The 26,852-nt window shown below is 42.7% G+C and carries 30 protein-coding genes; all 30 read left to right on the forward strand.

Features of this window, described 5'->3' with window-relative positions; translation table 11 throughout:
• Window positions 1-26 precede the first annotated feature (26 nt).
• The 30 genes from LGO15_RS08970 (at window position 27) to rseP (ending at window position 26,788) form a co-directional block, all read left to right on the forward strand.
• Window positions 27-248, forward strand: coding sequence for a flagellar FlbD family protein (locus tag LGO15_RS08970; RefSeq protein ID WP_167831742.1), 222 nt, complete (start codon window positions 27-29; stop codon window positions 246-248).
• Window positions 238-666 carry a flagellar basal body-associated protein FliL gene (gene fliL / locus LGO15_RS08975; RefSeq protein WP_167831741.1) on the forward strand — a complete coding sequence of 143 codons (429 nt, stop codon included), beginning with the start codon at window positions 238-240 and terminating at the stop codon, window positions 664-666. The genes LGO15_RS08970 and fliL overlap by 11 nt, the downstream gene beginning before the upstream one ends.
• Before the next feature lie 41 nt (window positions 667-707).
• A complete protein-coding gene (gene fliM, locus LGO15_RS08980; RefSeq protein WP_167831740.1) occupies window positions 708-1,709 on the forward strand; it encodes a flagellar motor switch protein FliM in 1,002 nt (333 codons plus the stop codon).
• The gene (gene fliY, locus LGO15_RS08985; RefSeq protein WP_226087857.1) at window positions 1,696-2,967 is read left to right on the forward strand and encodes a flagellar motor switch phosphatase FliY; all 1,272 of its coding nucleotides are present in this window, start codon (window positions 1,696-1,698) and stop codon (window positions 2,965-2,967) included. The genes fliM and fliY overlap by 14 nt, the downstream gene beginning before the upstream one ends.
• Before the next feature lie 18 nt (window positions 2,968-2,985).
• On the forward strand, window positions 2,986-3,348 hold the full coding sequence (locus LGO15_RS08990) for a response regulator (protein WP_079508438.1): 363 nt from the start codon (window positions 2,986-2,988) through the stop codon (window positions 3,346-3,348).
• Between the two features lie 20 nt (window positions 3,349-3,368).
• Window positions 3,369-4,037 (forward strand): flagellar biosynthetic protein FliO, encoded by a 669-nt coding sequence (locus LGO15_RS08995; RefSeq protein ID WP_413231378.1) that lies wholly within the window; start codon window positions 3,369-3,371, stop codon window positions 4,035-4,037.
• The gene (gene fliP / locus LGO15_RS09000) at window positions 4,030-4,695 is read left to right on the forward strand and encodes a flagellar type III secretion system pore protein FliP (protein WP_167831739.1); all 666 of its coding nucleotides are present in this window, start codon (window positions 4,030-4,032) and stop codon (window positions 4,693-4,695) included. The genes LGO15_RS08995 and fliP overlap by 8 nt, the downstream gene beginning before the upstream one ends.
• A 14-nt stretch (window positions 4,696-4,709) precedes the next feature.
• A complete protein-coding gene (fliQ, locus tag LGO15_RS09005) occupies window positions 4,710-4,979 on the forward strand; it encodes a flagellar biosynthesis protein FliQ (RefSeq protein ID WP_167831738.1) in 270 nt (89 codons plus the stop codon).
• Window positions 4,980-4,983: 4 nt separating this feature from the next.
• The gene (gene fliR / locus LGO15_RS09010; RefSeq protein ID WP_167831737.1) at window positions 4,984-5,760 is read left to right on the forward strand and encodes a flagellar biosynthetic protein FliR; all 777 of its coding nucleotides are present in this window, start codon (window positions 4,984-4,986) and stop codon (window positions 5,758-5,760) included.
• On the forward strand, window positions 5,761-6,846 hold the full coding sequence (gene flhB, locus LGO15_RS09015) for a flagellar biosynthesis protein FlhB (protein ID WP_167831736.1): 1,086 nt from the start codon (window positions 5,761-5,763) through the stop codon (window positions 6,844-6,846).
• 35 nt (window positions 6,847-6,881) lie between these two features.
• On the forward strand, window positions 6,882-8,918 hold the full coding sequence (gene flhA, locus LGO15_RS09020; RefSeq protein WP_226087370.1) for a flagellar biosynthesis protein FlhA: 2,037 nt from the start codon (window positions 6,882-6,884) through the stop codon (window positions 8,916-8,918).
• Window positions 8,915-10,093 (forward strand): flagellar biosynthesis GTPase FlhF, encoded by a 1,179-nt coding sequence (flhF, locus tag LGO15_RS09025; protein ID WP_167831734.1) that lies wholly within the window; start codon window positions 8,915-8,917, stop codon window positions 10,091-10,093. Before flhA ends, flhF begins: the two co-directional genes overlap by 4 nt.
• Window positions 10,086-10,952: a MinD/ParA family protein gene (locus LGO15_RS09030; protein WP_167831733.1), complete on the forward strand. Its 867-nt coding sequence runs from the start codon at window positions 10,086-10,088 to the stop codon at window positions 10,950-10,952. The genes flhF and LGO15_RS09030 overlap by 8 nt, the downstream gene beginning before the upstream one ends.
• A 7-nt stretch (window positions 10,953-10,959) precedes the next feature.
• Entirely contained in the window at window positions 10,960-12,045 is a 1,086-nt protein-coding gene (locus LGO15_RS09035; protein WP_167831732.1) for a protein-glutamate methylesterase/protein-glutamine glutaminase, read from the forward strand.
• A 19-nt stretch (window positions 12,046-12,064) separates the two neighbouring features.
• Entirely contained in the window at window positions 12,065-14,128 is a 2,064-nt protein-coding gene (locus tag LGO15_RS09040) for a chemotaxis protein CheA (RefSeq protein ID WP_167831731.1), read from the forward strand.
• 45 nt (window positions 14,129-14,173) lie between these two features.
• Window positions 14,174-14,629, forward strand: a complete 456-nt coding sequence (locus LGO15_RS09045) for a chemotaxis protein CheW (RefSeq protein WP_167831730.1) — start codon at window positions 14,174-14,176, stop codon at window positions 14,627-14,629.
• 17 nt (window positions 14,630-14,646) lie between these two features.
• Window positions 14,647-15,288 (forward strand): chemotaxis protein CheC, encoded by a 642-nt coding sequence (locus LGO15_RS09050; RefSeq protein WP_167831729.1) that lies wholly within the window; start codon window positions 14,647-14,649, stop codon window positions 15,286-15,288.
• Window positions 15,281-15,778 (forward strand): chemotaxis protein CheD, encoded by a 498-nt coding sequence (locus LGO15_RS09055; protein ID WP_167831728.1) that lies wholly within the window; start codon window positions 15,281-15,283, stop codon window positions 15,776-15,778. The genes LGO15_RS09050 and LGO15_RS09055 overlap by 8 nt, the downstream gene beginning before the upstream one ends.
• Before the next feature lie 57 nt (window positions 15,779-15,835).
• Window positions 15,836-16,597 (forward strand): FliA/WhiG family RNA polymerase sigma factor, encoded by a 762-nt coding sequence (locus LGO15_RS09060; RefSeq protein WP_167831727.1) that lies wholly within the window; start codon window positions 15,836-15,838, stop codon window positions 16,595-16,597.
• A gap of 25 nt (window positions 16,598-16,622) precedes the next feature.
• Window positions 16,623-17,987: a flagellar assembly protein A gene (locus tag LGO15_RS09065; protein ID WP_167831726.1), complete on the forward strand. Its 1,365-nt coding sequence runs from the start codon at window positions 16,623-16,625 to the stop codon at window positions 17,985-17,987.
• A gap of 12 nt (window positions 17,988-17,999) precedes the next feature.
• The gene (locus tag LGO15_RS09070; RefSeq protein WP_226087371.1) at window positions 18,000-18,314 is read left to right on the forward strand and encodes a hypothetical protein; all 315 of its coding nucleotides are present in this window, start codon (window positions 18,000-18,002) and stop codon (window positions 18,312-18,314) included.
• A gap of 9 nt (window positions 18,315-18,323) precedes the next feature.
• Window positions 18,324-18,929, forward strand: a complete 606-nt coding sequence (locus LGO15_RS09075) for a hypothetical protein (RefSeq protein ID WP_167831724.1) — start codon at window positions 18,324-18,326, stop codon at window positions 18,927-18,929.
• A gap of 147 nt (window positions 18,930-19,076) precedes the next feature.
• Window positions 19,077-19,787 carry a 30S ribosomal protein S2 gene (rpsB, locus tag LGO15_RS09080; RefSeq protein WP_041967225.1) on the forward strand — a complete coding sequence of 237 codons (711 nt, stop codon included), beginning with the start codon at window positions 19,077-19,079 and terminating at the stop codon, window positions 19,785-19,787.
• Window positions 19,788-19,938: 151 nt separating this feature from the next.
• Entirely contained in the window at window positions 19,939-20,823 is an 885-nt protein-coding gene (gene tsf / locus LGO15_RS09085; protein WP_167831723.1) for a translation elongation factor Ts, read from the forward strand.
• 127 nt (window positions 20,824-20,950) lie between these two features.
• On the forward strand, window positions 20,951-21,676 hold the full coding sequence (gene pyrH / locus LGO15_RS09090) for a UMP kinase (protein ID WP_167831722.1): 726 nt from the start codon (window positions 20,951-20,953) through the stop codon (window positions 21,674-21,676).
• Complete coding sequence (gene frr / locus LGO15_RS09095; protein WP_167831721.1) at window positions 21,676-22,233, forward strand: ribosome recycling factor; 558 nt, start codon at window positions 21,676-21,678, stop codon at window positions 22,231-22,233. The genes pyrH and frr overlap by 1 nt, the downstream gene beginning before the upstream one ends.
• Window positions 22,234-22,659: 426 nt before the next feature.
• Entirely contained in the window at window positions 22,660-23,436 is a 777-nt protein-coding gene (locus LGO15_RS09100) for an undecaprenyl pyrophosphate synthase (RefSeq protein WP_167831720.1), read from the forward strand.
• Window positions 23,437-23,455: 19 nt separating this feature from the next.
• Window positions 23,456-24,244, forward strand: coding sequence for a phosphatidate cytidylyltransferase (locus LGO15_RS09105; protein WP_167831719.1), 789 nt, complete (start codon window positions 23,456-23,458; stop codon window positions 24,242-24,244).
• An 88-nt stretch (window positions 24,245-24,332) separates the two neighbouring features.
• Entirely contained in the window at window positions 24,333-25,475 is a 1,143-nt protein-coding gene (gene dxr, locus LGO15_RS09110; RefSeq protein WP_226087372.1) for a 1-deoxy-D-xylulose-5-phosphate reductoisomerase, read from the forward strand.
• Between the two features lie 50 nt (window positions 25,476-25,525).
• A complete protein-coding gene (rseP, locus tag LGO15_RS09115) occupies window positions 25,526-26,788 on the forward strand; it encodes an RIP metalloprotease RseP (RefSeq protein ID WP_226087373.1) in 1,263 nt (420 codons plus the stop codon).
• Window positions 26,789-26,852 lie beyond the last annotated feature (64 nt).

Consider the following 26,852-nt stretch of genomic DNA (forward strand, 5'->3'; position numbering starts at 1 on the left):
CATCCTTTTAGCCCCTGTGAATGAATGTGATTAAAGTAACGAAATTAAACGGCAAATCATTTAGGATTAATTCATTATTTATCGAAGTAGTGGAAGCTTTTCCGGATACAACGATTACTTTAACCAATGGACGAAAGTATGTCGTGAGGGAAAGCGAAGATGAAGTGAGCAAGTTGATCCAGGAATTTTATCAGAGTGTCGGCCTTCTTGGAGGGCGAATGTTGGAGGAACTGAACCATGAAGAATAATAAGCTGGTAATGATTATGTCGGTCATGCTGGTAGCCATTTTACTCGTAGGGACCATAGCAGTTGTAGCAGTTATGAAACTTACGGCTGAAGATGGTGATAAAGAGCCAAGCATCGATGAGGTGCTCGAGGCTTCTGTAGACATTCCCGAGGTCACGACGAACCTTGCATCAAATGATTTTATTAAAATATCTTTTAAAATTGAAACAGATGGCAAAAAAGCTAAAGAAGAGTTGGAAAAGAGAGATTTCCAGGTGAAAAACCTGATTATTTATGAACTATCCGAGAAAAAGGCAGAAGAGCTGCAAGGCAAGGAAGGCAAGATGAACCTTGAAGAAACCCTGAAAGCGAAGATAAATGGCCTGATGCTTGACGGAAAGGTCGAAAAGGTCTACATAACAGGTTCTCTCCTCCAATAACAGATGAATGAAACGAACGCAACCATATGGAGGTGAGGAGCATGTCGGGAGAGGTACTATCGCAAAGCGAAATTGATGCTTTGTTATCAGCATTATCAACAGGTGAAATGGATGCGGATGAATTAAAAAAGGAACAAGTAGAGAAAAGGGTAAAAGTTTATGATTTTAGAAGAGCTTTGCGTTTCTCAAAAGATCAAATCCGCAGCCTTACCCGGATTCATGAGAACTTTGCCAGGTTATTGACTACTTTTTTCTCCGCCCAGCTAAGGACATATGTCAATATTGCTGTCGCATCAGCAGATCAAATCCCTTATGAGGAATTCATCCGGTCCATTCCGAAGATGACAATCTTGAATGTCTTTGATGTAGAGCCACTCGAGGGAAGGATCCTGATGGAGGTAAACCCAAACATTGCATATGCGATGATGGACAGGCTGCTTGGCGGAAAAGGAGCAAGCCATAATAAAGTCGATAGCTTGACCGAAATCGAAACCAGGATCATGTCCAATATGTTTGAGAAAGCTTTTGAGAATTTCAGGGAAGCATGGGGTTCGATTTCAGATATCGATCCTCAGCTATCAGAATTTGAGATCAATCCACAATTTTTGCAGATGGTTTCGCCGAATGAAACCGTCGTGGTGATATCATTGAACACAACGATCGGGGAAGCAAGCGGAATGATCAATATATGCATACCGCATGTCGTACTAGAACCGATCATCCCTAAATTGTCAGTGAAATATTGGATGCAGTCCGATAAGAAACAAAGCTTGCCAATTGAAAATTCAGTACTGCAGAGTGAGATTCAAAAGGCTGATGTTTCAATTACAGCCGAAATAGGGTCGTCTGAAATCTCGATTCAGGACTTCCTGATGCTCGATATCGGTGATGTAATTGAATTGAACCAGCAAATTGATCAACCTTTACTGATAAAAGTCGGAGAGATCCCTAAATTTGTAGGACAGCCAGGGAAAATGAACAAAAAATTAGCCATTCAAGTGTTTGATACATTTAAGGGGGGAGACGATGATGGTGAGCGATGACATGTTATCTCAAGATGAAATTGATGCGCTTCTCAGAGGAACACCAGATGAAGCAGAAGAAACAGGAAGTACGATTGACGTTGATGACTATTTTTCTTTTATGGAAAGGGATGCCCTTGGCGAAATCGGAAATATTTCGTTCGGCAGTTCAGCAACAGCACTATCAACTTTGTTGAACCAGAAGGTGGAAATAAATACCCCTACTGTTACCGTTGTGCATAAGACCAAACTGGAAGACGAATTCCCGGATCCTTATGTGGCCGTTCAGGTGCATTATACAGAAGGGTTCATCGGCAGCAATATGCTTGTCATCCAGCAAAACGATGCAGCGATTATCGCTGATTTAATGCTAGGGGGAGATGGATTGAACCCTAGGGAATTACTTGATGAGATTCAATTGAGTGCTGTACAGGAGGCTATGAACCAGATGATGGGTTCAGCGGCCACCTCGATGTCGACTGTTTTTAGCAAGAGGGTCGATATTTCTCCTCCTAATATCAATTTGCTGAATGTAGTTGAGGGAGAAGGAACAGAGTCGATACCTGAAGATGATATTTTAGTAAAAGTATCATTCTCATTAAAAATTGGCAGTTTAATTGATTCCAATATCATGCAGCTCCTGCCTGTAACTTTCGCGAAAAGTCTGGTAGATGAATTATTGAATCCTGGAGCTTCTGAAGCAGCCCAGCCTGCTATGGAGACGCCGCAGACTCCACCAGCAACTCAGGCAAAGGTTGAGCAAAGCAGTGGATCCAATCAGGTACAGCAGCAAAATGCGGTTCAACATCAGTCGTTTCAGCAGCCAGAATACCAGCACCAGCAGGAAGCGGCTTACTATCAGCCCCCAACACCACAACACCAGGGGTATGGCTATCAGCCTCAGCCTGTACCATCGGGACCTCAGCATCTGGGCAATGTGATGGCAGGCAGCACTCAGCCTACGGTTCAGCCGGCTGTGTTTTCCAGTTTTGATACAGCTCAGCCACAGCAGGCAGAAACAAAGAACCTGAATATGCTTCTTGATATCCCGCTGCAGGTGACGGTGGAACTCGGCAGGACGAAACGTTCAGTGAAAGATATCCTTGAACTGGGATCTGGTTCTATCATCGAACTGGACAAACTCGCTGGAGAACCAGTCGATATCCTGGTTAACAACCGACTGATTGCTCAGGGAGAAGTTGTAGTTATTGATGAGAATTTTGGTGTCCGTGTTACGGATATCATCAGCCAGAGCGACCGTATAAAAAAATTAAAATAATCTTCAGGGGGAATTCCAATGGCGAACAAGATTTTAGTCGTAGACGATGCGGCTTTCATGAGAATGATGATTAAGGACATTTTGACAAAGAACGGCTTTGAGGTCGTCGCAGAAGCAGCAGATGGTGCACAGGCACTTGAAAAATACAAAGAATTCCAGCCTGACCTTGTCACAATGGATATTACCATGCCAGAAATGGATGGGATCACATCATTAAAGGAAATTAAAAAAATCAATCCAAACGCAAAGGTCATCATGTGTTCAGCGATGGGCCAGCAAGCGATGGTCATCGATGCAATTCAGGCAGGCGCTAAAGATTTCATCGTAAAACCGTTCCAGGCAGACCGCGTTATTGAAGCCATTTCCAAGACACTAGGTTAGTGAACTTTATCATTTAGAGGGTGCGGCAATTGTTAAGAATAATCCGAACTGCCTCGACAATTCTTTTCTTATTAGCTGCTCTGTTAAGTCCAATTGGCTTGGCGAGCGCAGAGCAGCTAAATAAAAGCGTGCAGGATTGTATGAAAAACCCTGAATCGTGTGATGATGGACAGGCAGATAAGACAACAAAGCAATCAGACGATACAACAAAATCCCAAGTAGGGGTCGGTTTTCTTGATTTTCTCAGAATGATCCTTGCTACAGCCTTTGTGGCAGCGTTAATATACTTCCTCCTCAAATTCATCAATAAAAAGAGCATCATGTATAAAAGCTCGCAGCTTGTCGAGAATCTAGGAGGCACCAGCCTTGGCGCCAACAGATCAGTCCAGATCGTCAAAGCAGGCAATAAACTGCTCATAGTAGGTGTGGGAGAAAATATACAACTATTAAAAGAAATTGATGACCCAGAAGAGTACAGCCAAGTCATCCAGGAATATAACAATAAAATGGAACAGCTTGTGCAGCCAAGCGATATTGTGACAAGGTTGCTTAAAAGAGCGAAAAAAGATGGCGGCAATCAGCGTTCAGAGTTTTCCGCATTGCTGAAAAATCAGTTGAATGATATGGCGAGCGGAAGAAAGAAAATGCTTGAGGAGATACAAAAGAAAGGGTCAGAAAAAGATGAATGAGTTTATGGAGTTTTTCAACAGCAGTGCTCCTGAGAGTGTTTCGACATCCGTGAAGCTGATGCTCCTGCTGACTGTACTTTCTATTGCGCCAGGCATCTTGATTTTAATGACAAGTTTTACAAGGATCATCATCGTTCTTTCCTTTGTCAGAACGGCGCTTGCAACACAGCAGATGCCGCCTAACCAGGTGTTGGTCGGGCTTGCGATGTTCCTATCATTCTTCATCATGGCACCAACTTTCCATGAAGTGAATGAACAAGCTCTGACGCCTTTATTTAATGAAGAAATCAATTTGGAGCAAGCGTATGACAGGGCATCAATCCCTTTCAAGGAATTCATGAGTGCGCATACGAGGCAGAAGGATTTAGCGCTATTTCTTGAATATTCCAAGGCCGATACACCTGAATCTGTTCAGGATATTCCTTTGACAGCTCTTGTTCCGGCATTTGCAATCAGTGAAATCAAAACTGCATTCCAAATCGGGTTCATGATTTTCATTCCCTTTCTGGTCATCGATATGGTCGTGGCTAGTGTCCTGATGTCGATGGGGATGATGATGCTTCCGCCAGTCATGATTTCACTACCATTTAAGATTCTGCTTTTTGTCATGGTCGATGGATGGTATTTAGTCGTGAAATCATTATTACAAAGTTTTTAAGCAGGTGAATGAAAATGACATCAGAAGGTGTTATCTCGATAGCAGAACGAGGAATTTATACAGTTTTAATGATCTCAGGGCCTTTGTTGATTCTAGCGCTGGTCGTTGGTTTGATTGTCAGTATTTTTCAGGCTACTACACAAATCCAGGAACAGACACTGGCATTCGTTCCGAAGATTGTTGCCGTCCTGGTTGGAGTCATTTTCTTCGGTCCATGGATGCTAAGTTATATGCTGAGCTATGCAACGGAGATTTTTTCGAATCTTACAAGGTTTGTAGGCTGATGGGATGCTAGATTTCATTCCTTCGTTTCCGGCTTTCCTGCTGATTTTTGTAAGGGTGACGTCCTTTTTCTTGATGATGCCTTTATTTTCATATCGGACGATTCCCGCCACACATAAAGTAGGGCTTGGATTCATGCTTTCCATCATCATGTTTACCGCAATAGGAGCGCCTGAAATCGATATAGACAATACGTATTTCCTGCTCATCATCAAGGAAGCAATGGTTGGTTTGTTCATAGGGTTCATTGCAGCATTGATGATGGCAGCCATACAGATTGCCGGGGGATTCATAGATTTCCAGATGGGATTTGCGATTGCGAATGTCATCGATCCACAGACAGGGGCACAGAGTCCGTTGATGGGACAGTATTTATATACGATTGCCCTTTTGTTTCTACTGACAGTCAATGGCCATCATCTGTTGATGGACGGAATATTTTACAGTTATAATTTCATCCCGATCGATCAGGTGGCGATTCCGTTTGGAAATGAAAATATCGCGGAATTCATCATCCTGTCTTTCAATAAAATGTTCATTATCGCCTTCCAGATGTCCCTGCCTGTGGTCGGCAGTTTGTTCCTGGTTGATGTTGCGCTCGGAATAGTAGCAAGGACCGTTCCGCAATTGAATATATTCGTGGTCGGGCTGCCGGTTAAAATCGCTGTCAGCTTTCTCGTACTTATTGCGGTAATGGGCGTGCTGATCATGGTCATATCGGATCTTTTTTCCACGACTCTTGCAACGATGAGAGGTTTGATGGAATTGATCGGAGGAGCTTAAATGGAATTTTTGAGGTTAGACCTGCAGTTTTTTGCAGGTGAGAAAACAGAAAAAGCGACTCCAAAGAAGAGACAGGACGCGCGGAGAAAAGGACAGGTTGCCAAAAGCCAGGATGTCAACACCGCCATTGTCCTGCTCTCTGTGTTTTTGTTTTTGATGTTCTTTGGCCAAGTGATGTTGGAGAGGCTGATTGGAGTCCTGCGCCATTCCTTGCAAAATTATATGTTTATGGAATTGACTGCCAATAATATTGAATCCATTGTGATTGAAATATTGGCTGAATTGGTCATCTTCCTGGGTCCAGTCATGCTCGTCGCGTTGATTGCAGGAGTGGCTGCCAACTACATTCAAGTTGGCTTTATGTTCTCTACCGAAGCAATACAAATGAAGCTTGAGAAAATTAATCCGATCAGCGGTTTCAAGAGGATTTTCTCCATGAGGGCAATCGTTGAGCTGCTAAAATCAATCCTCAAAATCACATTTGTAGGCTTAATCGCTTTCTCTGTCCTGTGGTTGAGATTAGACGAGGTTCTTCTGCTCGCTAATAAGAGTGTAGGTGCAGCATTGGCAACGATTGCCGGCCTAACACTGCAAATGGGCCTTTTTGCTTCCGGAGCATTGCTATTTTTATCATTATTGGACTATCTGTACCAAAAATATGATTATGAAAAAAGTATCCGTATGTCAAAGCAAGACTTGAAGGATGAGTACAAAAATATTGAAGGTGACCCTCTTATCAAGTCTAAGATCAAGCAGAAGCAAAGAGAGATGGCAATGCGGCGGATGATGCAAGAAGTTCCAAAAGCGGATGTGGTCATTACGAACCCTACCCACTTCGCGATCGCGTTAAAGTATGACGAACAGAAAGCTGATGCCCCAATCGTTGTGGCGAAAGGTGTTGACTTTGTCGCACAGAAGATCAAATTGATTGCCAAGGAAAATGATATTATGAGTGTCGAGAATCGACCATTGGCTAGGGCTTTATACAGCCAGGCTGAAATCGGTGATGCTATCCCTGAGGAATTTTTCAAAGCGGTGGCAGAAATCCTGGCCTATGTGTATCAAACAAAAAATAAAGTGCTGTAATTCTTCAGGTATGCAGTGTTTAGGAGAGAAATAGTATGTCAGCAAGAGACCTGTCCGTCCTGCTTAGTGTCATCTTAATCGTAGCCATGTTGATTATTCCGTTCCCGCCTTGGCTGTTGAGTGTACTAATCATGGTAAACATCTCAATTGCACTTCTGGTGCTGTTGAACACAATGAATATGACTGAACCGCTTCAGTTTTCTGTTTTCCCTTCACTGCTGTTGTTGTTAACTCTATTCAGACTTGGCCTGAATGTATCGACAACACGTTCCATCCTTTCCAAAGGTGAGGCTGGAGGCGTTGTTGAAACCTTCGGTACCTTTGTTGTCGGGGGGAATGTGGTTGTCGGGATGGTCGTGTTCCTGATCTTGATCATCATCCAGTTCGTCGTCATCACAAAAGGGTCCGAGCGTGTATCAGAAGTTGCAGCAAGATTTACCCTTGATGCAATGCCCGGTAAGCAAATGAGTATCGATGCTGATTTGAATGCAGGCATGATATCTGAACAGCAGGCGCGTGAACGACGTGAAAAAGTAAGTCGTGAGGCTGATTTTTATGGTGCAATGGATGGTGCGAGTAAATTCGTAAAAGGAGATGCGATTGCCGGCATCATCATCGTCCTGATCAACTTGATCTTTGGAATTGTCATTGGCATGACACAGCAAGGTCTCGGGATTGCGGATGCAGCGCAAAAATATTCCCTTCTGACAGTTGGCGATGGGATTGTCAGCCAGATACCGGCTCTCTTGATCTCAACGGCAACGGGTATTGTCGTTACTCGAGCTGCGTCTGACGGGAATCTGGGAATTGACATTACCTCACAGTTACTGGCTTATCCTAAAATGCTGTATGTAGGAGCAGCTACGATATTCCTGCTAGGGTTGTTTACGCCAATACACGATTTGTTGACGATTCCAATCGCTGCGCTGATGGCATTTGGCGGTTACTCCTTCTCCCGTGTTCGTGAGCCTGATACTCAGCAGCTGCAAGAAATGGAAGAAGACATTCAAATGGACGAAATGAAGAGTCCTGAAAGTGTTGTCAATTTATTGAACGTTGATCCAATCGAGTTTGAATTTGGATATGGTCTGATACCACTTGCAGATGCTAACCAAGGAGGAGACCTTCTCGACAGGATCGTCATGATCAGAAGGCAGCTGGCCATTGAATTGGGACTGGTCATTCCGGTGGTCAGGATCCGGGACAATATCCAGCTCCAACCCAATGAATACAGACTGAAAATCAAAGGCAACGAAATGGCCAGAGGAGAATTGCTTCTCGATCATTATCTGGCGATGAGTCCTGGGATTGACGATGATTCCATCGATGGAATCGATACAATCGAACCAAGTTTCGGTTTGCCAGCTAAATGGATTACAGAAGAAATGAAGGAACAAGCAGAAATCTTTGGCTATACGGTTGTCGATCCGCCTTCTGTTGTCTCGACCCATATCACGGAAGTCATTAAGGCTAATGCACATGAGCTTCTGGGCAGACAAGAAACGAAACAGCTGATCGATCACCTTCGTGAAAGCTATCCGATTCTTGTTGAGGAAGCAACTCCAAATCCTTTATCAGTTGGTGAGGTCCAAAAAGTCCTCGGCAAGCTGCTTAGGGAAAATGTATCCATAAGGAATCTGCCGATTATTTTTGAAACACTTGCTGATTACGGCAAAGTGACAACAGATACTGATATCCTTGCTGAATACGTTCGTCAGGCACTTGCAAGGCAGATCACTAACCAGTATTCGCGAAACGGTGAAAGCCTGAAGGTGATTACCTTATCAGGAAGAGTGGAAAAGATGATTGCGGAAGGTGTTCAGCAAACAGAGCACGGCAACTACTTATCTCTTGATCCAGCAGTTTCTCAGGGAATTCTGGAATCGGTGGCAAACCAGGTAGAGCAATTGAGCATTATGGAACAAACACCGATGATTCTCTGCTCACCTGCGGTCAGGATGTATGTGCGTCAGTTGACAGAAAGGTATTTCGCACAAATCCCTGTATTGTCGTATAACGAGCTTGAAGCAAATGTTGAAGTCCAAAGTGTCGGGATGGTGAACGTAGAATGAAAGTGAAAAAGTATACAGCTTCATCCATGCCTGAAGCTATGAAACTCGTTAGGGGTGAGCTGGGAAGTGATGCAGTGATCCTTAATTCCCGTGTCGTCCAAACAGGAGGATTCATGGGCTTTTTTAAGAAGAATAGCATTGAGGTTATTGCTGCCATTGACCCAGACACCGACATAAGTGCAAAGCCAGCTCCTATGGACTCACTACCCAAATTTTCTCGCCCTGCGACAATGGGAGATGGCCCCAAGAAAGATCCACCAGCTTTGCAGATGAAACCAATAACAGAAACACCGCAAAATGCTGATAAGGACCTTTTGAAAGAGATTTCTCAGTTGAAGGAATTGCTAAAGGGGTCAGGGAAAATCGAAGGCGTCACTCTGCCGGGACCGGTCAGCATGAAGATCCAACACCTGAGGGACCAAGAAATTGATCAGGAAATCATTGGCGAATTGTCTGCAGTCTTGCTTGAAAAATGGTATATCGGTGGAGCTGCTGCAAATGGTGATGAAATCAATGAATGGAGTGCAGCAAGTATTGAACAAAGGCTTTCACCTTTAAATTTCGGAGGAGTTTCCTTTAAGAAGAAGTTTGTCAATGTGATTGGCCCTACTGGAGTGGGAAAAACGACAACACTTGCGAAGATTGCTGCTGATTGTGTATTGAAGCATCAAAAGAAAGTTGCTTTTATTACAACAGACACGTATCGAATCGCTGCGATCGAGCAGTTGAAAACATATGCGAAAATTCTCGATGTCCCAATAGAAGTTTGCTACAACATGGACGATTTCAAGATGGCGACAGATAAATTCTCAGACTTTGATCTTGTCTTTATCGATACAGCCGGACGAAATTTCAGAAATCAAAAGTATGTTAATGATTTAAAGGATGTCATCGACTTCGGAAAGGATATGGAAACTTATCTGGTCCTGGCTTTGACGGCAAAACAAAAAGATATGGAAGAAATCAGGAAGCAGTTCTCTTTGATTCATATTGATAAATTCATTTTTACAAAACTGGATGAAACTTCGGTAAATGGAGCAATGCTCAATATGGCGATAAAATTCTCTACTGGAATTGCCTATTTGACCAATGGACAAGATGTCCCAGATGACTTGATCGAAGCGAACCCAATGATGGTGGCAAATACAATTCTTGGAGTCAGCACCTATGAATGACCAGGCAGAAAAATTAAGAAACCGACTCAAAACGAACATTCCGGCTAAGGAAGCGAAAACTCTTGCAGTGGTAAGCGGGAAAGGCGGCGTAGGGAAATCGAATTTTTCACTTAATTTTTCGATTTCCCTGGCAAAAAAAGGATATAAGGTATTGCTGTTTGATCTTGACATCGGTATGGGAAATATCGAAATTTTGATGGGTAAAAGTTCATCACTCTCCATTGCCGATTTTCTATCAGGGAGATCATCAATGGAGGAGGTTATTTTCCAAGGTCCATACGGTGTCGAGTATATATCTGGCGGAACAGGTTTAAGCCAGTTAGTCAGGATGGACCGTTCCAGTGTCGAGTACTTCACCACTAGCTTAAGTGAGGTCCTAAGAAAATATGATTATCTCATTTTTGATATGGGGGCCGGTTTGAATGAGGAAACTTTATCCATCCTCCTGTCTGTGAATGAGATATTCGTCATCACAACGACAGAGCCAACCTCCTTGATGGATGCATATGCGACTATGAAATACATCCATCTTTCAGATTCAGAATTGCCTTTCTATTTGGTCGTCAACAGGGCTGGTTCTGTTAAGGAAGGCAATGAAACAATGGCAAGGCTGGATGATGTTCTAGGGAAGTTTTTAGGAAGGACACCGATTAAGCTTGGAATGCTGCCTGATGATAAATCGGTCCAGGAAGCAGTCAAACGCCAGATTCCTTTTACAATGTTCAACGAACGGTCACAAGCTTCTAAAGGAATGGCGGCGATTATTGAAAAATATATCAATAAAGCGAGCTACAATGCCGAAAAGAGAGATAACAGAAGTTTTACAACAAGATTGAAGCAATTCCTTTTCGAAAGGTAGTGGTCGAGTGGCAAAAATAAGAGTTCTCATCGTAGATGATTCAGCTTTCATGCGGAAGCTGATCAACGACTTTCTATCAGAACACCAGGAGATTGAGGTAATTGGTACGGCCCGTAATGGTGAGGATGCCATTAAAAAATGGCGGGAATTACGTCCCGATGTCATTACACTTGATGTCGAAATGCCGAAACTAAATGGCTTGGAAGTATTGAAACAGATCATGAAGGAGCAACCTATTCCGGTTGTCATGCTTTCCAGCACCACGAAAGAAGGTGCGGACACGACGTTGCAGGCGATTCAAGCGGGTGCTGTAGATTTTGTGGCAAAGCCATCAGGATCGATTTCTATTGATTTACATAAAGTCAAATCTGAGTTAATCCAAAAAGTGTTATCGGCAAGCAAAGCTAATTTATCCAAGATGAAGGTCCTGGAAGATTCAATAACGGCTAACAAGAAATCGAACATTGGCATAGGTAAGAAGCTGCAGCCAGCAGATCAATTAACGACAAGGGGATTGACACAATCTAAAAAGGTTGTCTGCATCGGAACTTCTACTGGGGGCCCAAGAGCATTGCAGCAAGTGATAACTTCGTTGCCAAAAGGTTTGGATGTACCAGTGCTTATCGTTCAGCATATGCCGCCCGGTTTTACCAAGTCGCTTGCCAACCGACTGGACTCCTTAAGTGAGATCAGAGTCAAAGAAGCGGAAGATGGCGAGTTGCTGCAAAAAGGGACTGCATACATAGCACCAGGTGGCTTTCACTTAATGGTCAAGAGCTTGGGATCATCCCTGGCAATTTCGCTTAGCCAATCACCGCCTCGTAGTGGACATCGTCCATCTGTGGATGTAATGTTCGAATCGATCAGCGCCATTAAGAACTACACTAAAATTGCTGTCATCATGACCGGAATGGGAGCAGATGGTTCTAAGGGACTGGTTGAAATGAAAAAAAATGGCATAGTTAAAGCAATTGCTGAATCACAGGATACGTCAATTGTTTTCGGGATGCCAAAAGCAGCAATAGCAACAAACATGGTTGATGAAGTAGTGAATGTAGAAAACATCGCGCAAACAATCATGAATTATATATGAGGCCGGAGGTACTGTGCACATGGAATTGAATCAATATCTTGAAGTCTTTATTGAAGAAAGTAAAGAACATTTACAGGCCTGTAATGAACAATTGTTGGAATTAGAGAAGAATCCACAGGATTTATCGATCATTAATGAAATTTTCAGGTCAGCTCATACTCTTAAAGGGATGTCAGCGACCATGGGTTATGAAGATTTGGCAAGCCTTACCCATCAGATGGAAAATGTACTGGATGCCATTCGGAATAACAGATTAACGACAACTCCTGAAACGATTGATGTGATTTTCATGGCAGTTGACCATCTCGAGGATATGGTTCAGTCGATAGCGGCTGGAGGGGATGGCAAAAAAGACGTAACGGAAACGGTTGAAAAGTTAAAACTCATTGAAAAGGGAGAACTTCTGTCAGGTTCCGCTAATAAAGAGGTTGCAGCTTCAGCCGTATTAGAAGCTGATCAGGAATCCCGCTATGATGAGTTTGAACTGACTGTTTTAAAGCAGTCCAAAGAGCAGGGATTTGGTGTATATGAGATCGAAATCGCTTTGCGAGAAGATTGCTTACTGAAAGCAGCCCGAGTCTATATGGTTTTTGAGGTGTTGGAAAAGATTGGTGAAGTAATCAAAGCAAACCCATCAGTCGACCAGCTGGAAGAAGAACAATTTGACCAGGAATTTTCAATCACGATTGTCTCAAAAGAGAATCCAGAGGATATTAAAGCGAAAATCATGAAGGTTTCTGAAGTAGTTAAAACCGACATCAAGTCATTAGCTTTTGATGAAGTGAACAATGAATCGAATGATGAAGTTTTATCTATGTCAAACGCATCTGCCCCTGAGGTAGTGGGTTCATCTGCTATGGAAAAAACTCAATCAATTGAATCTGAAGTGACGCCGGTTCCTGAGAAAAAAGGCAGTGCCAAACAGCAAAACAATAGCAGCAAAACGATTAGGGTTAATATTGAACGGCTTGATATCCTAATGAATTTATTTGAAGAGCTTGTCATAGACCGAGGCAGACTGGAACAAATCTCGAAAGACCTTGAAAATGGTGAGCTTACTGAAACGGTCGAAAGAATGTCGAGGATATCTGGTGACTTGCAAAATATTATTCTGAACATGCGGATGGTCCAGGTAGAAACCGTATTCAATCGCTTCCCGAGAATGATTCGTCAGTTGGCAAGAGACTTAAACAAGAAGATCAACCTCGAAATCGTTGGAGCGGAAACAGAATTGGATCGTACGGTCATCGATGAAATCGGCGACCCACTTGTGCACTTATTAAGGAATTCAGTTGACCATGGGATTGAATCACCTGAAGTGCGGAAGGCCAAAGGTAAAAACGAAGAAGGTACTGTTGTGCTGCGAGCCTTCCACAGTGGCAATCATGTATTCATTGAAATCGAAGATGATGGTGCTGGTATCAGCAGGGATAAGGTATTGAAGAAGGCGATAAGCAAGGGCATCATTACTGAACAATCTGCTGCAGGCTTCACTGATAAACAGGCATATGAATTAATCCTTTCCTCAGGCTTCTCTACCGCTGAGAAGATATCTGATATCTCCGGCAGGGGAGTAGGTTTGGACGTTGTAAAAAATACAATCGAGTCATTGGGAGGCTCTATATCAATTGATTCAAAGGAAAATGAGGGAACCATTTTCTCTATCCAGCTGCCTCTGACCTTATCAATCATTTCGGTCATGTTGGTCGAAATCCAGAAAGAGAAATTCGCCATTCCTTTGTCATCCATCATTGAGACAGCGATAATCAAAGACTCTGATATCATGAATGCTCATAATCAAAAGGTAATTGATTTTAGAGGGAAGGTCGTACCACTACTGTTCTTAAAGGATATCTTTGAAGTACCATCAGAACCGGCTGAGGACCAATTCCACTCTGTCATTATCGTTCGAAAAGGAGATAAAATGGCTGGCTTGGTTGTAGACTCTTTCATCGGACAGCAAGAGGTAGTCCTTAAATCATTAGGAAATTATTTAACAAATGTTTTCGCAATCTCGGGAGCTACAATCCTCGGAGATGGACAGGTAGCATTGATTGTCGATTGCAATGCCTTGATTAAATAGATTCCTGCTTAAACGAATGACGATGATATTTTAGGAGTGATAAATATGGCTGAAAACGTGGTTTCAGACTTAAAAGTAATCGTGTTCCAGTTGAATGATAAAGAGTACGGTGTTCCTGTAAGCCAAGTTAAATCTATTGAAAAAATCATGCATATCACAAGGGTGCCTCATACGAATCCTTTTGTAAAAGGTGTCATGAACCTTCGGGGAGTAGTGACTCCGCTGTTGGACTTACGTGTCCGATTTGGCATGGAAGAGCAAGCATACAACGAAGGGACTCGCGTCATTATCGTTTCAATAGATGATAAAGAAGTAGGCTTGATCGTAGATGGAGCAAATGATGTCATAGATATTCCAACAAGCAAAATTGAACCTCCGCCTGAGGTCGTTGGCTTGGCAGCGGAAGGGTTCATTGACGGAGTGGCCAACCTGGATAAGAGGTTATTAATATTAATTGATCTAAACAAAATCCTTGAGTCCGATGAAGCAGCAGCTTTGTAGTTGAAGGGAATAAGACTATGAATTTTTTAAAAAGTATTTCGGACATACACCTTGATATTCTAAAAGAAGTAGGAAATATTGGCGCCGGCCATGCTGCAACAGCATTATCAACCCTACTGAATACAAAGATCGATATGAAAGTGCCCAGAGTCAGGGTCGTATCGTTTGATGAAGTGATGGAACTGGCCGGCGGTGCCGATAATGTGGTAGCCAGCGTATTTCTTCGAATTGAGGGAGATGCTCCCGGCAGCATGTTTTTTATCCTGCCGCTGCCACAGGCGGAGAAATACATCGGCCAGCTAATAAAAAAACAATCATTTTCGTTTTCAGAAGAACAGGAAAATGAGCTGGCATTGTCTGCTCTCCAAGAACTAGGGAATATATTATCAGGATCATATTTATCATCCCTTTCTGATTTCACACAGCTGAGCCTGTATCCATCCGTACCTGCGTTAAGTATTGATATGGTAGGTGCAGTCATCAGTTTTGGGCTATTGGAATTGTCTCAGGTAAGCGACTATGCAATCGTAATCGATACGGCTCTGGATGAAGAGGATGCTCAAATGCCTGACAGTGTGAATGGACATTTCTTCCTTCTCCCAGATCCGGATTCATTCCATATTATTTTTTCTGCACTAGGAGTAAAGGTTGATGCATAAAACAGCAGAAATCATCAAAGTTGGAATTGCTGATATGAACATTGTTAAAGTTCCAGATCTCATTCGAACCACTGGCCTTGGCTCCTGTGTTGGTGTGGTATTGTTTGATCAGGCAAGAGAAATCGCTGGCATGGCGCATATCATGCTCCCTGATTCGGCTTTATCACGAACAGAACCGCTGAACAAAGCTAAATTTGCCAATACTGCCATTAAGGAGCTTTTAGAAGCTTTGATAAGAGCAGGTGCAAGGCCAATGGGAATAAAGGCCAAGCTCGCAGGCGGTGCTCAAATGTTCCAGTTTTCCGGAAGCAGTGACATGATGAGAATTGGACCTAGGAATGTAGAGGCAGTTTTACAGGAATTAAGCCTGCTTAAGATACCCGTCATTTCGTCTGATGTTGGAGGTAATAGCGGAAGGACAATCGAGTTCGACCCAAAAACCGGTTTGATGCAAATCAGGACAGTTAATAAAGGGAATAGTGAAATATAAATTCATGATGTATGTAGCTTCTAAGAATAATGCGTGATGCGCGTGAGGAGGATGACAATGGTGCGAGGATCCACATCGGAAGAACAGGTAACATGGGATAAATGGGTACAGTTCCGTGATCCGGATGCAGGTAATTTACTGATAAAAAAATATATGCCACTTGTTTCCTACCATGTGCAAAGAATCTCAGTGAGTCTTCCGAAAAGTGTGTCTAGAGATGATTTAAGAAGCCTTGGCATGATTGGTTTATACGATGCTCTGGAGAAATTCGATCCAAACAGGGATTTGAAATTTGATACATATTCCTCTTTCCGGATCCGCGGAGCAATATTGGACGGACTAAGGAAGGAAGACTGGCTGCCAAGAAGTACAAGAGAAAAAGCAAAGAAGATTGATGCAGCAATCGAGAGACTAGAGCAGCGATTTATGCGCAATGCGACCATCGAAGAAATTGCCAGTGAATTGAATATGGATGAAACCGAAATCTACACAACAATAAATGAGCATTTCTTTGCGAATGTATTATCCATAGATGAACATCCAATTGAAAATGATGATCGGGATAACCAGTCCTTCGTGATCAAGGATGAAAAAGCTGAAATTCCTGAAGATAAACTTTTAAAGTCAGAAATGCTGGAAGAGGTTGCTGAAAAAGTCTCAAAATTGAATGAGAAAGAGCAACTAGTATTGAGTTTATTTTATAAAGAAGAATTGACGCTGACTGAGATTGGACAAGTCATGAATCTATCAACCTCAAGAATTTCGCAGATTCATTCAAAAGCGATCTTTAAATTGAGAAAATGGCTAGAGACAGCCTAACAGAAGGCAGGAGATCAACTTGGCGATGGAGTATAAAGTGAAGTTATCCCATGACAGGCTTACTGCAGATTTATTTCTGGATATCACGAATAAAGAGTTAGCTTTTTCTGCCGACGAATTATTTTCTATTCTAAAAGCAGAAAAAATTGTGTTTGGTGTTAAAACAGATGTGTTAGCGCAAATCTCTGTGAATCCATTTTCTTTTGAGTATCCAGTCACTATTGCTGTAGGGCAGCCCAAAATGGATGGTGCTGATGCATTTCTGCGTAACGAACTCCACCATGGCAGTCCTCACGACCATAAAGTCTTTAACTTTCGTTCTGTCCTGCAAATACCTTCAGTGAGAAAAGGACAGTTGTTGGCATCCGTTGTCCCGCCCACAAACGGGGCCCACGGGACAGATGTCACCGGAAGGATCATACCGGCAAAGCCAGGCCGTCCCCTCAGGGTAAAGCCGGGCAAAAATGTCCTATTTGAATCCGGGAAGTTCTTTGCCGCATGCGATGGGCAGGTCAGCATCACAGCAAGTGCAATCTCAGTCAATCCAGTATTTGAGGTCAAAGGGGATCTGGATTTAAGGACTGGCAATATTGATTTTGTCGGGAATATCACCATCAAAGGGAATGTGCCAAGCGGATATGAACTGAAAGCTGGCGGAGATATTTTAGTCGATGGTCTCGTTGAAGCGGCCAACCTCCAAGCAGAAGGCAATATCATTATTAAAGGTGGAGTGGCCGGGGCAATGAAGGGGAAGGTTACTGCGGGGGGCAGTGTACTGTCGAACTATCTCAACCAGGCTAATGTAAAAGCAGCTCAGGATATTATTGTGAAGTCATCGATATTGCATAGTAAATTAACAGCATCTGGGAATGTAGACTGCCGTACAGGCACGATCATTGGGGGAGTCATCTCTGCTGGGCGCAATATCTTCGTCAAGGAATTAGGCAATGAGCTTTTTACTAAAACAGAATTAGCCGTTGGCTGGGATCCTTTGCTTGAAAAAGCGGAAATTGATACAATCCAATCCATCGATACAGCAAAAGACAATATTAGAAAACTCACTGAAATTGAAGTGAAGCTGGCCGAGATGGGCAGGCGGGCTGGAGGTCTTACGACTGAACAGCAGCAAATGATTTCAAAACAGCGAAATACAAGGCGGAATGTTGAAACTGGTTTATCAGAATTGCTAGCAGAATTGGAGTTTCTGCAACATGAGAAGCAGGACAGATTATACTCCTCCTTATTTGTCTTTGATAGAGTGTTCCCAAATACAAAGGTATTTTTCGGTAAGTATGCATTCCTGACAAACCAGCTCTATAAAAAGGTTGGTTTCTATCTGGAAAATAGCGAGATTTCGATACAACCGATTGTTGAAAAAGAAATCCACTAGTTAGGGAGTGACATGATGAGCCTCAAAGCAATCGAAATGCAGATTGCGCTTCCGAGGACACATGATGCCGGCAAGATTCAAGAACAACTTCAACAGCGGGGACAGCATCTTCAGGAGCATGCGGCACAAAGTGTGACAAAGGAAGGTGATTTAAAGCGCAAGACCGTGATTAAAAATAAACAAAAGCAGGAAGCCCGCCTGAATCAGGAGGGCAGTTCATCAGGTAACCAGCAGCAAAATGGCCGGCGAGATTCAAAGAACAAGGGTGATCAACCCGATCAGCCCCACCACCCTTATAAAGGGAAGGTGATTGATTACAGCGGATAGAGGGATGTTATGACCACTTTTCTACTACTCTTAAGCCTCATATTAAACGTTGCAGCAATCTTCGCAATAATCCTATTATATTTACGGCAGAATAGACTTGTAGATGCTGAAAAAAAGCAGGACAAAATCATCAAGGAAATTGAAGAGATCTTTTCAGCTTACCTTTTTGAATTAAAAGAAGAAAATGATAAGTTTATTCAATTGATGGCCACAACTAATATTGAGGAACAAATTTCAAATAAAGTGGCCAGGTCTATTGACGGTTCGGAAAAAAAAGACCCGCCTGCTGAAACAGCAGAGAAAAACACGGAATCAGTTACGTATGAAGAAAATAAGAAAATAGAACAGCGACTTGGCAAAGGAGTTTCCTACCATGCTGCCAGGAAGGCATATCAGCAAAATAGGGAACATACCACCTCTGTACCTGATACTGGTATCGAGTTGGCCGAAGAGGATGCACAGGAGAATAAAGGAGAAGTTGGACAATCAAGTCTGATTGATCAAGTTCTCTATTTGAAGAATCAAGGAATGACGATAGAAGAAATTGCTAGGAAATTGGATAAAGGGAAAACAGAGATAGAACTTTTACTTAAATTTCGGCAAAATATGCAATAATAACTTGAATGTCAGTTTTATTTATGCTATATTATCTCATGGTGTTAATACACACGTTCATTGATTTGGCCAGATGGTGCTGCACAGGCAGTTCCTGGCTGAAGATGAGATGGACGGAGGAAATCAAAACCATTAGGAGGAAACACAATGTCAGTAATTTCTATGAAGCAACTGCTTGAAGCTGGTGTACACTTCGGTCACCAGACTCGCCGTTGGAACCCTAAGATGAAGAAATACATCTTCACTGAGCGTAACGGCATCTACATCATCGACCTTCAAAAGACTGTTAAGAAGGTTGAAGAAGCGTACAACTATGTGAAGGAACTAGCTGGTAACGGCGGTACTGTTCTTTTCGTAGGTACTAAGAAACAAGCTCAAGATTCTGTTAAAGAAGAAGCAGCTCGTTCTGGTATGTACTATGTGAACCAACGCTGGTTGGGTGGTACTTTAACAAACTTCGAAACAATCCAAAAACGTATCTCACGTCTTAAGAACATCGAAAGAATGTCTGAAGATGGAACTTTTGAAGTGCTTCCTAAGAAAGAAGTAGTTCAATTGAAGAAAGAGCAAGAGCGTTTAGAAAAGTTCTTAGGCGGAATCAAGGACATGAAGGGCCTTCCAGATGCTCTTTTCATCATTGACCCACGCAAAGAGCGCATCGCTGTTGCTGAAGCACGCAAATTGAACATTCCTATCGTAGGAATTGTTGATACAAACTGTGATCCAGACGAAATCGACGTAGTAATCCCTGCGAACGATGACGCAATCCGCGCTGTTAAATTGCTGACTTCTAAAATGGCTGATGCTATTATCGAAGCTAAGCAAGGCGAAGAAACTACAGAAGCTGTAGAAGCTTAATTTAAAAAAAGGTGATATAGGGAAGCACCCTTTATCACCTTTTTTTAAGACTTATATTCCATATAAAGCCTCAGGTTGGGTTTATATTGGCGAAATCAAGTTAAAATAAAGTATAGTTACATATAACCGAGATTTTAGGAGGAATTTCATTATGGCAATTACTGCACAAATGGTTAAAGAATTGCGCGAAAAAACTGGCGCAGGTATGATGGATTGCAAAAAGGCACTTCAGGAAACAAATGGTGACATGGAGCAAGCAATCGATTTCCTTCGTGAAAAAGGAATCGCTAAAGCAGCGAAAAAAGCTGACCGTATTGCTGCAGAAGGTACAACTTACATCCTTACAGAAGGAAATGAAGCTGTAATCCTTGAAGTGAACTCTGAAACGGACTTCGTAGCAAAGAATGAAGGCTTCCAGGTTCTTGTTAAGGAAATCGCTGAGCACCTTCTTAAGAACAAGCCTGCATCTGTTGAAGAAGCTAACGCTCAAACAATGGAAAATGGCGAAACTGTTGAAACTCGCATCAACAATGCAATCGCAAAAATCGGTGAGAAGCTTTCCCTTCGCCGCTTTGAAGTAAAAACTAAGACTGACAGCGATGCATTCGGTGCTTACCTTCACATGGGCGGCCGCATTGGCGTTCTTACTGTTCTTGAAGGAACTACAGACGAAGCAGCTGCAAAAGACGTTTCCATGCACATCGCTGCATTGAACCCTAAATATGTTTCTCGTGACGAAGTATCTCAAGAAGAAGTTGAGCATGAGCGTGAAATCCTTACACAGCAAGCCCTTAATGAAGGAAAGCCAGAAAATATCGTTGCTAAAATGGTTGAAGGCCGCCTAAGCAAGTATTTCGAAGATGTTTGTGTACTTGACCAGGCATTCGTTAAGAATCCTGACCAGAAGGTACGCCAGTTTGTTGAATCAAAAGGCGGAACACTTCGCGAGTTCACTCGTTACGAAGTAGGCGAAGGCATCGAAAAGCGTGAAGATAACTTTGCTGAAGAAGTAATGAACCAAGTAAACAAGAAATAATTTTTACTAGCCTATGTAATTGCAGGGAACACTCCAGTGTTCCCTGTTTTTGGACATAGCTTTAAGTAGGCTATACTGTCAGCATTTGAAGCTGGAGTAAGCCTGAAATTACATATGGAGGTACCCTATGACGAGCCCTAAATACAAAAGAGTTGTTTTAAAGTTAAGTGGAGAAGCATTAGCCGGAGAACAAGGATTTGGCATCAATCCGTCGGTAATCAAAAATGTTGCAGACCAGGTGAAGGAGATTGCTGAACTGGATGTTGAAGTTGCTGTTGTAGTAGGCGGAGGAAACATCTGGAGAGGCAAAATCGGTGAGGAAATGGGAATGGACAGAGCGACGGCAGACTATATGGGCATGCTCGCTACCGTCATGAATTCCCTGTCATTGCAGGATAGCCTTGAGCAGGCGGGAATCGAGACAAGGGTTCAAACTTCCATCGAAATGCGACAGGTAGCAGAGCCATACATAAGAAGAAGGGCAATCAGGCACCTGGAGAAAAAGCGCGTAGTCATTTTTGCAGCTGGAACAGGAAATCCGTACTTCTCAACGGACACTACTGCTGCCTTGCGCGCTGCTGAGATCGAAGCAGATGTGATCCTTATGGCCAAGAATAACGTTGATGGCGTGTACTCAGCTGATCCGCGAGTTGACAAGAACGCAACTAAATATGAAGAACTTTCATACCTGGACGTGCTCAAGGAAGGTCTCGCTGTCATGGATTCAACAGCTTCATCCTTGTGTATGGACAATGATATCCCGTTGATTGTATTCTCAATCATGGAAAAAGGTAATATTAAAAGAGCCGTTATGGGCGAAACAATCGGAACAACAGTGAGGGGGAAAAACTAATGCCAAAACAAGCCATTGCTAACGCTAAAGAAAGAATGTCAAAAGCGATTCAAGCTTACACTCGTGAACTTGCGAGCATCCGTGCAGGGAGGGCTAGCGCATCTCTATTAGACAGAATCCAGGTCGACTATTATGGAGCGCCAACTCCTGTCAATCAACTTGCTGGTATCTCAGTTCCTGAAGCTCGTCTTTTGGTCATCCAGCCGTACGATAAATCAATCCTCGGTGAAATCGAAAAAGCAATCCTGAAGTCGGATCTAGGACTGAATCCTGCAAATGATGGATCAATCATCAGAATCGCTATTCCGCAGCTGACTGAGGAGCGACGCAAGGAACTTGCAAAGCAGGTTAAAAAGGAAGCGGAAGAAGCAAAAATCGCTATCCGCAATATCCGCCGCGATGGAAACGAAGATCTGAAAAAGCTTGAAAAGAACGGGGAAATCACAGAAGATGACCTACGTGGATATTCAGATGATATCCAAAAGCTAACAGATGATCATATCGCTAAAATCGATCAAATCACAAAAGACAAAGAAAAAGAAATTATGGAAGTGTAATCACAGCTTTTGCCGCAACATCGAAAACCCTCTGTTTTCCAGGGGGTTTTTTCTCTATACATATACTGGTGAAGTAAAAGAATAAAAACAATAAGTTTACGAAAACACCATGAATGATAGAATATAATAATATTGGCTGGATTATTCTGTTTTTCATCACAACCACATATTCTGTATATAAGGCTCTTTCTGTTCAGGGGCAAGCTGGAATTATAGAATATTCATGTGAGACCATCCGTTTATAGAGATATCTTTTTTCTTTTTTGGTATGATAGTGGCATATGGAATTGAAAGAGAGAAGAAAAGGATTACTCTATCGCTTTTAATGAACAGTCCAGCTTCAGCGCCAAACCGATCCCTGGTTACAGCCAGTCGGGGTGAATGACTCATTGGAGCTAAAGATAATCTTTTGGGGGAGCTGTCACAATGTTAAATAAAATGAATCCGTGGAAGAAGGATCAAAATCCTGCCAGTTTCCGAGATCGCGTACTTCAAATCAAAGATCACGAAGTTCCTTCTCATGTTGCCATTATTATGGATGGTAACGGACGCTGGGCTAAAAAGCGTGCTATGCCCCGGGTTGCTGGCCATCATGAAGGCATGAAGGTTGTCCGAAAGATAACCAAGCTAGCTAATGAGCTTGGTGTCAAAACGCTAACTGTTTATGCTTTTTCTACAGAAAACTGGAAAAGGCCAAAAATGGAAGTCGATTTCTTAATGAAGCTGCCCGAAGAATTCCTTGGCACCTTCCTTCCTGAATTAATTGAAGAAAATGTCCGTGTCGAAATGATAGGATATATGGATATGCTTCCGGAGCATACCAAAAGGGCTGTCGGGAAAGCAATGGAAGACACGAAGGAAAATACGGGTCTTGTATTGAACTTTGCCCTTAACTATGGAAGCCGCGCAGAAATCATTGATGGTGTCAAAAGGGTCATGGATGATGTGAAAAATGGTAAGATGTCGGAAAGCGAGTTAACTGAAGAAGTCTTTTCATCCTATTTGATGACAAAAGATTTGAATGACCCTGACTTGTTGATCCGGACTAGTGGAGAAATCCGCTTAAGCAATTTTATGCTTTGGCAGCTTGCATACACGGAGTTCTGGTTTACTGACGTATTATGGCCGGACTTTAATGAAGAACATTTTGTCGAAGCAATTGAAGCATTCCAGGGCCGGCAGCGGCGTTTTGGAGGAGTATAAAAAAGGTGTGAATAATTAGATGAAGCAAAGAATCATTACAGCAGTCATAGCAGCAGCTGTTTTTCTTCCAATCGTTATTTTCGGAGGTTTCCCATTCATTGCAATGGTGTATCTAATCGCTTCCGTAGCATTATATGAAGCATTGAAAATGAAGCATATAAAGCTTTTTTCCGTTCCGGGAATTCTTTCATTGTTGCTATTATGGATTTTCCTTATTCCTGAACAATACAGCAATCTTCTAAATGGGATAAATTATACAAAACTAGAGCTTTTCTTCCTTGGAGTGCTTTTATTTTTGACGTATACTGTCATAACAAAAAATCGCTTCACTTTTGAAGATGTTGGCTTTTCAATTCTGTCAACACTTTATGTTGGACTCGGTTTTTATTTCTTCATTGAAACAAGAGAAGAAAGTCTGATCTATGTGTTTTACTCACTATTCATTATATGGGCAACCGATTCGGGAGCCTATTTTATCGGACGGGCAATTGGCAAACATAAGCTTTGGCCTGAAATCAGCCCTAATAAGACAACAGAAGGTTTTTTTGGCGGTGTAGTCTCTGCACTCGTCGTTGCTGCCCTGTTCAGCGTGTTTGGAGAAATGAAGACACCGACAGTCATCCTGCTGGTAGCGACAGCATTTTTATCCGTGTTCGGCCAAATTGGTGATCTTGTTGAGTCTGCATTGAAGCGACATTACAATGTGAAGGATTCAGGCAATATTCTACCGGGCCACGGAGGCATGCTTGATCGCTTTGACAGCTTGCTGTTTGTTTGGCCGTTGATCCACCTGTTCCATTTGTTATAATGTCTTGATGTGAACAAAGACAATAACCATTGAATTTCGATCATACCGGGTGCACCGTTTCCCGTTGGAGATATTAGGAGTGAAATTTGTGAAAAGAATCAGCTTGTTGGGAGCAACAGGGTCGATTGGGATCCAAACTCTCGATGTATTAAGGGAGCATCCTGAAGAGTTCAAGCTTGTATCGATGTCTTCTGGCAGGAACATGGAACTTACCAGGAAAATCATATCCGAATTCTTGCCAGAACTTGTTTCAGTTCAAGAGAAAGAAGATGCTGATGAGTTAAAGTCAGAATTTCCACAGATGAAGATTGTATATGGACATGAAGGGCTTGAAGAAACAGCCGTTTTTCATAAGGCGGATATTCTTGTTAATGCAGTATTAGGAAGTGTTGGTTTACGGCCAACCCTGGAGGCGATCAAATCAGGAAAAACGATTGCGATTGCAAATAAAGAAACGCTTGTAACCGCAGGCCATATCGTTATGGCAGAGGCAAAACGCCATAATGTGTCCGTCCTCCCTGTTGACAGCGAGCATTCTGCGATTTTTCAGGCTTTGCAAGGGGAGAAGGAAAAAAATCTTGAAAGATTGATTCTTACGGCATCAGGCGGAAGCTTCAGAGACCGGAAGAGAGAAGAATTGCAAGGCGTGACGAAAGCAGATGCATTGAACCATCCAAACTGGTCGATGGGAGCAAAAATCACGATTGATTCCGCTACAATGATGAATAAAGGTCTGGAAGTCATTGAAGCTCATTGGCTATTCTCGCTTCCATATGATAATATATCAGTCCTCCTCCATCGAGAAAGCATCATTCATTCGATGGTCGAATTCCATGACACAAGTATTATGGCTCAGCTAGGAACTCCAGATATGAAGGTGCCCATTCAATATGCGCTTACATATCCAGACAGGCTTCCGTTAGTGTCAGGGAAAAGATTGAACCTGGCAGAAATAGGCCAGCTCCACTTTTCGGAAATGAACTTTGACCGTTTCCGTTGCCTGAAGTTTGCATATGATGCTGGCCGGGCGGGCGGCACAATGCCTGCTGTCATGAATGCCGCTAATGAAGCAGCAGTCGCCGCCTTTTTGGACGACAGAATCACTTTCCTCCAAATTGAAGACTTGATCGAGAAAGCAATGGAAAACCATAACATCATAGAAGGACCCGACCTTGAAACGATTCAAGAGGTTGACAAAGAGACAAGAAGGTATGTAAAGTCACTACTATAATTTAAGTCTCGATAGTGGATTCTTATCCTATTAAAAGGTGGTTAGAAAATTTGAATACAGTTATTGCCTTTATCGTCATTTTTGGCGCCCTTGTGTTTTTCCATGAACTAGGGCACTTGATTTTCGCCAAACGTGCAGGAATCCTCTGCCGTGAATTTGCAATTGGGTTTGGTCCAAAGGTCTTTTCGTTTAAGAAAAATGAAACGACTTATACCATCCGCCTCCTGCCTATCGGAGGGTTTGTCAGAATGGCTGGCGAAGATCCGGAAATGATTGAGATCAAGCCTGGGCATAGAGTAGGGATGCTTTTTAATGACAGTGAAGAAGTTGAAAAAATCATTCTGAATAATAAGGAAAAGTATCCAGACGCGAGAGTTATCGAAGTAGAAAAAGCCGATATCGAACGCGAGCTCTATCTTAAGGGATATGAAGAAGGGGAAGATGATAGCCAGTTGACATCTTTTCCAATCAGTAAAACAGCGGTTCTTGTCGAAAATGGAGTAGAAACTCAAATTGCTCCATTTGACAGACAGTTCGGTTCAAAATCACTTGGAAAGAGAACGATGGCTATCTTTGCCGGTCCGATGATGAACTTTATCCTTGCAATGGTTATTTTCATCATCCTAGCCATCTTTCAGGGAATCCCGTCTAACGAACCTATCCTAGGAAAGCTGACTCCGGATGGCAGTGCTCTCAAGGCGGGTCTGCAAGAGGGTGACGTCATTAACAGCATTGAAGGATCAGAGGTTTCAAGCTGGCAGGATGTGGTTGAAATTATCCGTAAGAATCCTGGGAATGAACTTGATTTCTCGATCGCTCGTGAAGGGCAGAATATCGAATTGCCTGTTACACCTGCAGTACAGGATGTTGAAGGCGAAAAAATCGGATTGATCGGCGTCTACAGTCCGGTAGAAAAGTCCCCGTTGAAATCAATATCCTATGGCGTGAAGGAAACGTACTTTTGGACAAAAGAAATTTTCAGCATGCTAGGAAAATTACTGACCGGCCAATTCTCGATCGATGCTTTGTCGGGACCTGTGGGGATTTATGTCTCAACTGATACGGTCGCTAAATCCGGCATTTTCTATCTAATGAAATGGGCGGCAATCCTGAGTATCAACCTTGGAATCATGAACCTGCTGCCATTCCCCGCATTGGATGGCGGCAGGCTGACCTTCTTTGCAGTGGAAGCGCTGAGAGGCAAGCCAATCGATAAGCAAAAAGAAGGCATGGTCCACTTCATCGGCTTCGCGCTGTTAATGCTGCTGATGCTGGTGGTTACATGGAATGATATTCAAAGATTCTTCCTGTAACTTATAGCTTCCTGCCCGGTCATGACCGGGCAGGAAAATTTTTAAAAACATGAACTTATCCTAA

The organism is Mesobacillus sp. S13 (assembly GCF_020422885.1).
Taxonomy (GTDB): domain Bacteria; phylum Bacillota; class Bacilli; order Bacillales; family Cytobacillaceae; genus Mesobacillus; species Mesobacillus selenatarsenatis_A.

Bases quoted from the DNA above. Each gene is read 5' to 3' on its own strand.
- LGO15_RS08990 (WP_079508438.1), top strand. From the start codon at position 2,986: ATGGCGAACAAGATTTTAGTCGTAGACGATGCGGCTTTCATGAGAATG.
- flhF (WP_167831734.1), top strand. From the start codon at position 8,915: ATGAAAGTGAAAAAGTATACAGCTTCATCCATGCCTGAAGCTATGAAA.
- LGO15_RS09070 (WP_226087371.1), top strand. From the start codon at position 18,000: ATGATGAGCCTCAAAGCAATCGAAATGCAGATTGCGCTTCCGAGGACA.
- flhA (WP_226087370.1), top strand. From the start codon at position 6,882: ATGTCAGCAAGAGACCTGTCCGTCCTGCTTAGTGTCATCTTAATCGTA.
- fliM (WP_167831740.1), top strand. From the start codon at position 708: ATGTCGGGAGAGGTACTATCGCAAAGCGAAATTGATGCTTTGTTATCA.
- LGO15_RS09100 (WP_167831720.1), top strand. From the start codon at position 22,660: ATGTTAAATAAAATGAATCCGTGGAAGAAGGATCAAAATCCTGCCAGT.
- LGO15_RS09060 (WP_167831727.1), top strand. From the start codon at position 15,836: ATGGTGCGAGGATCCACATCGGAAGAACAGGTAACATGGGATAAATGG.
- tsf (WP_167831723.1), top strand. From the start codon at position 19,939: ATGGCAATTACTGCACAAATGGTTAAAGAATTGCGCGAAAAAACTGGC.
- frr (WP_167831721.1), top strand. From the start codon at position 21,676: ATGCCAAAACAAGCCATTGCTAACGCTAAAGAAAGAATGTCAAAAGCG.
- LGO15_RS09055 (WP_167831728.1), top strand. From the start codon at position 15,281: ATGCATAAAACAGCAGAAATCATCAAAGTTGGAATTGCTGATATGAAC.
- LGO15_RS09050 (WP_167831729.1), top strand. From the start codon at position 14,647: ATGAATTTTTTAAAAAGTATTTCGGACATACACCTTGATATTCTAAAA.
- pyrH (WP_167831722.1), top strand. From the start codon at position 20,951: ATGACGAGCCCTAAATACAAAAGAGTTGTTTTAAAGTTAAGTGGAGAA.
- fliQ (WP_167831738.1), top strand. From the start codon at position 4,710: ATGACATCAGAAGGTGTTATCTCGATAGCAGAACGAGGAATTTATACA.
- fliP (WP_167831739.1), top strand. From the start codon at position 4,030: ATGAATGAGTTTATGGAGTTTTTCAACAGCAGTGCTCCTGAGAGTGTT.
- fliY (WP_226087857.1), top strand. From the start codon at position 1,696: ATGGTGAGCGATGACATGTTATCTCAAGATGAAATTGATGCGCTTCTC.
- fliR (WP_167831737.1), top strand. From the start codon at position 4,984: ATGCTAGATTTCATTCCTTCGTTTCCGGCTTTCCTGCTGATTTTTGTA.
- LGO15_RS09065 (WP_167831726.1), top strand. From the start codon at position 16,623: ATGGAGTATAAAGTGAAGTTATCCCATGACAGGCTTACTGCAGATTTA.
- LGO15_RS09075 (WP_167831724.1), top strand. From the start codon at position 18,324: ATGACCACTTTTCTACTACTCTTAAGCCTCATATTAAACGTTGCAGCA.
- flhB (WP_167831736.1), top strand. From the start codon at position 5,761: ATGGAATTTTTGAGGTTAGACCTGCAGTTTTTTGCAGGTGAGAAAACA.
- LGO15_RS09040 (WP_167831731.1), top strand. From the start codon at position 12,065: ATGGAATTGAATCAATATCTTGAAGTCTTTATTGAAGAAAGTAAAGAA.
- LGO15_RS09105 (WP_167831719.1), top strand. From the start codon at position 23,456: ATGAAGCAAAGAATCATTACAGCAGTCATAGCAGCAGCTGTTTTTCTT.
- LGO15_RS09045 (WP_167831730.1), top strand. From the start codon at position 14,174: ATGGCTGAAAACGTGGTTTCAGACTTAAAAGTAATCGTGTTCCAGTTG.
- LGO15_RS09030 (WP_167831733.1), top strand. From the start codon at position 10,086: ATGAATGACCAGGCAGAAAAATTAAGAAACCGACTCAAAACGAACATT.
- fliL (WP_167831741.1), top strand. From the start codon at position 238: ATGAAGAATAATAAGCTGGTAATGATTATGTCGGTCATGCTGGTAGCC.
- rpsB (WP_041967225.1), top strand. From the start codon at position 19,077: ATGTCAGTAATTTCTATGAAGCAACTGCTTGAAGCTGGTGTACACTTC.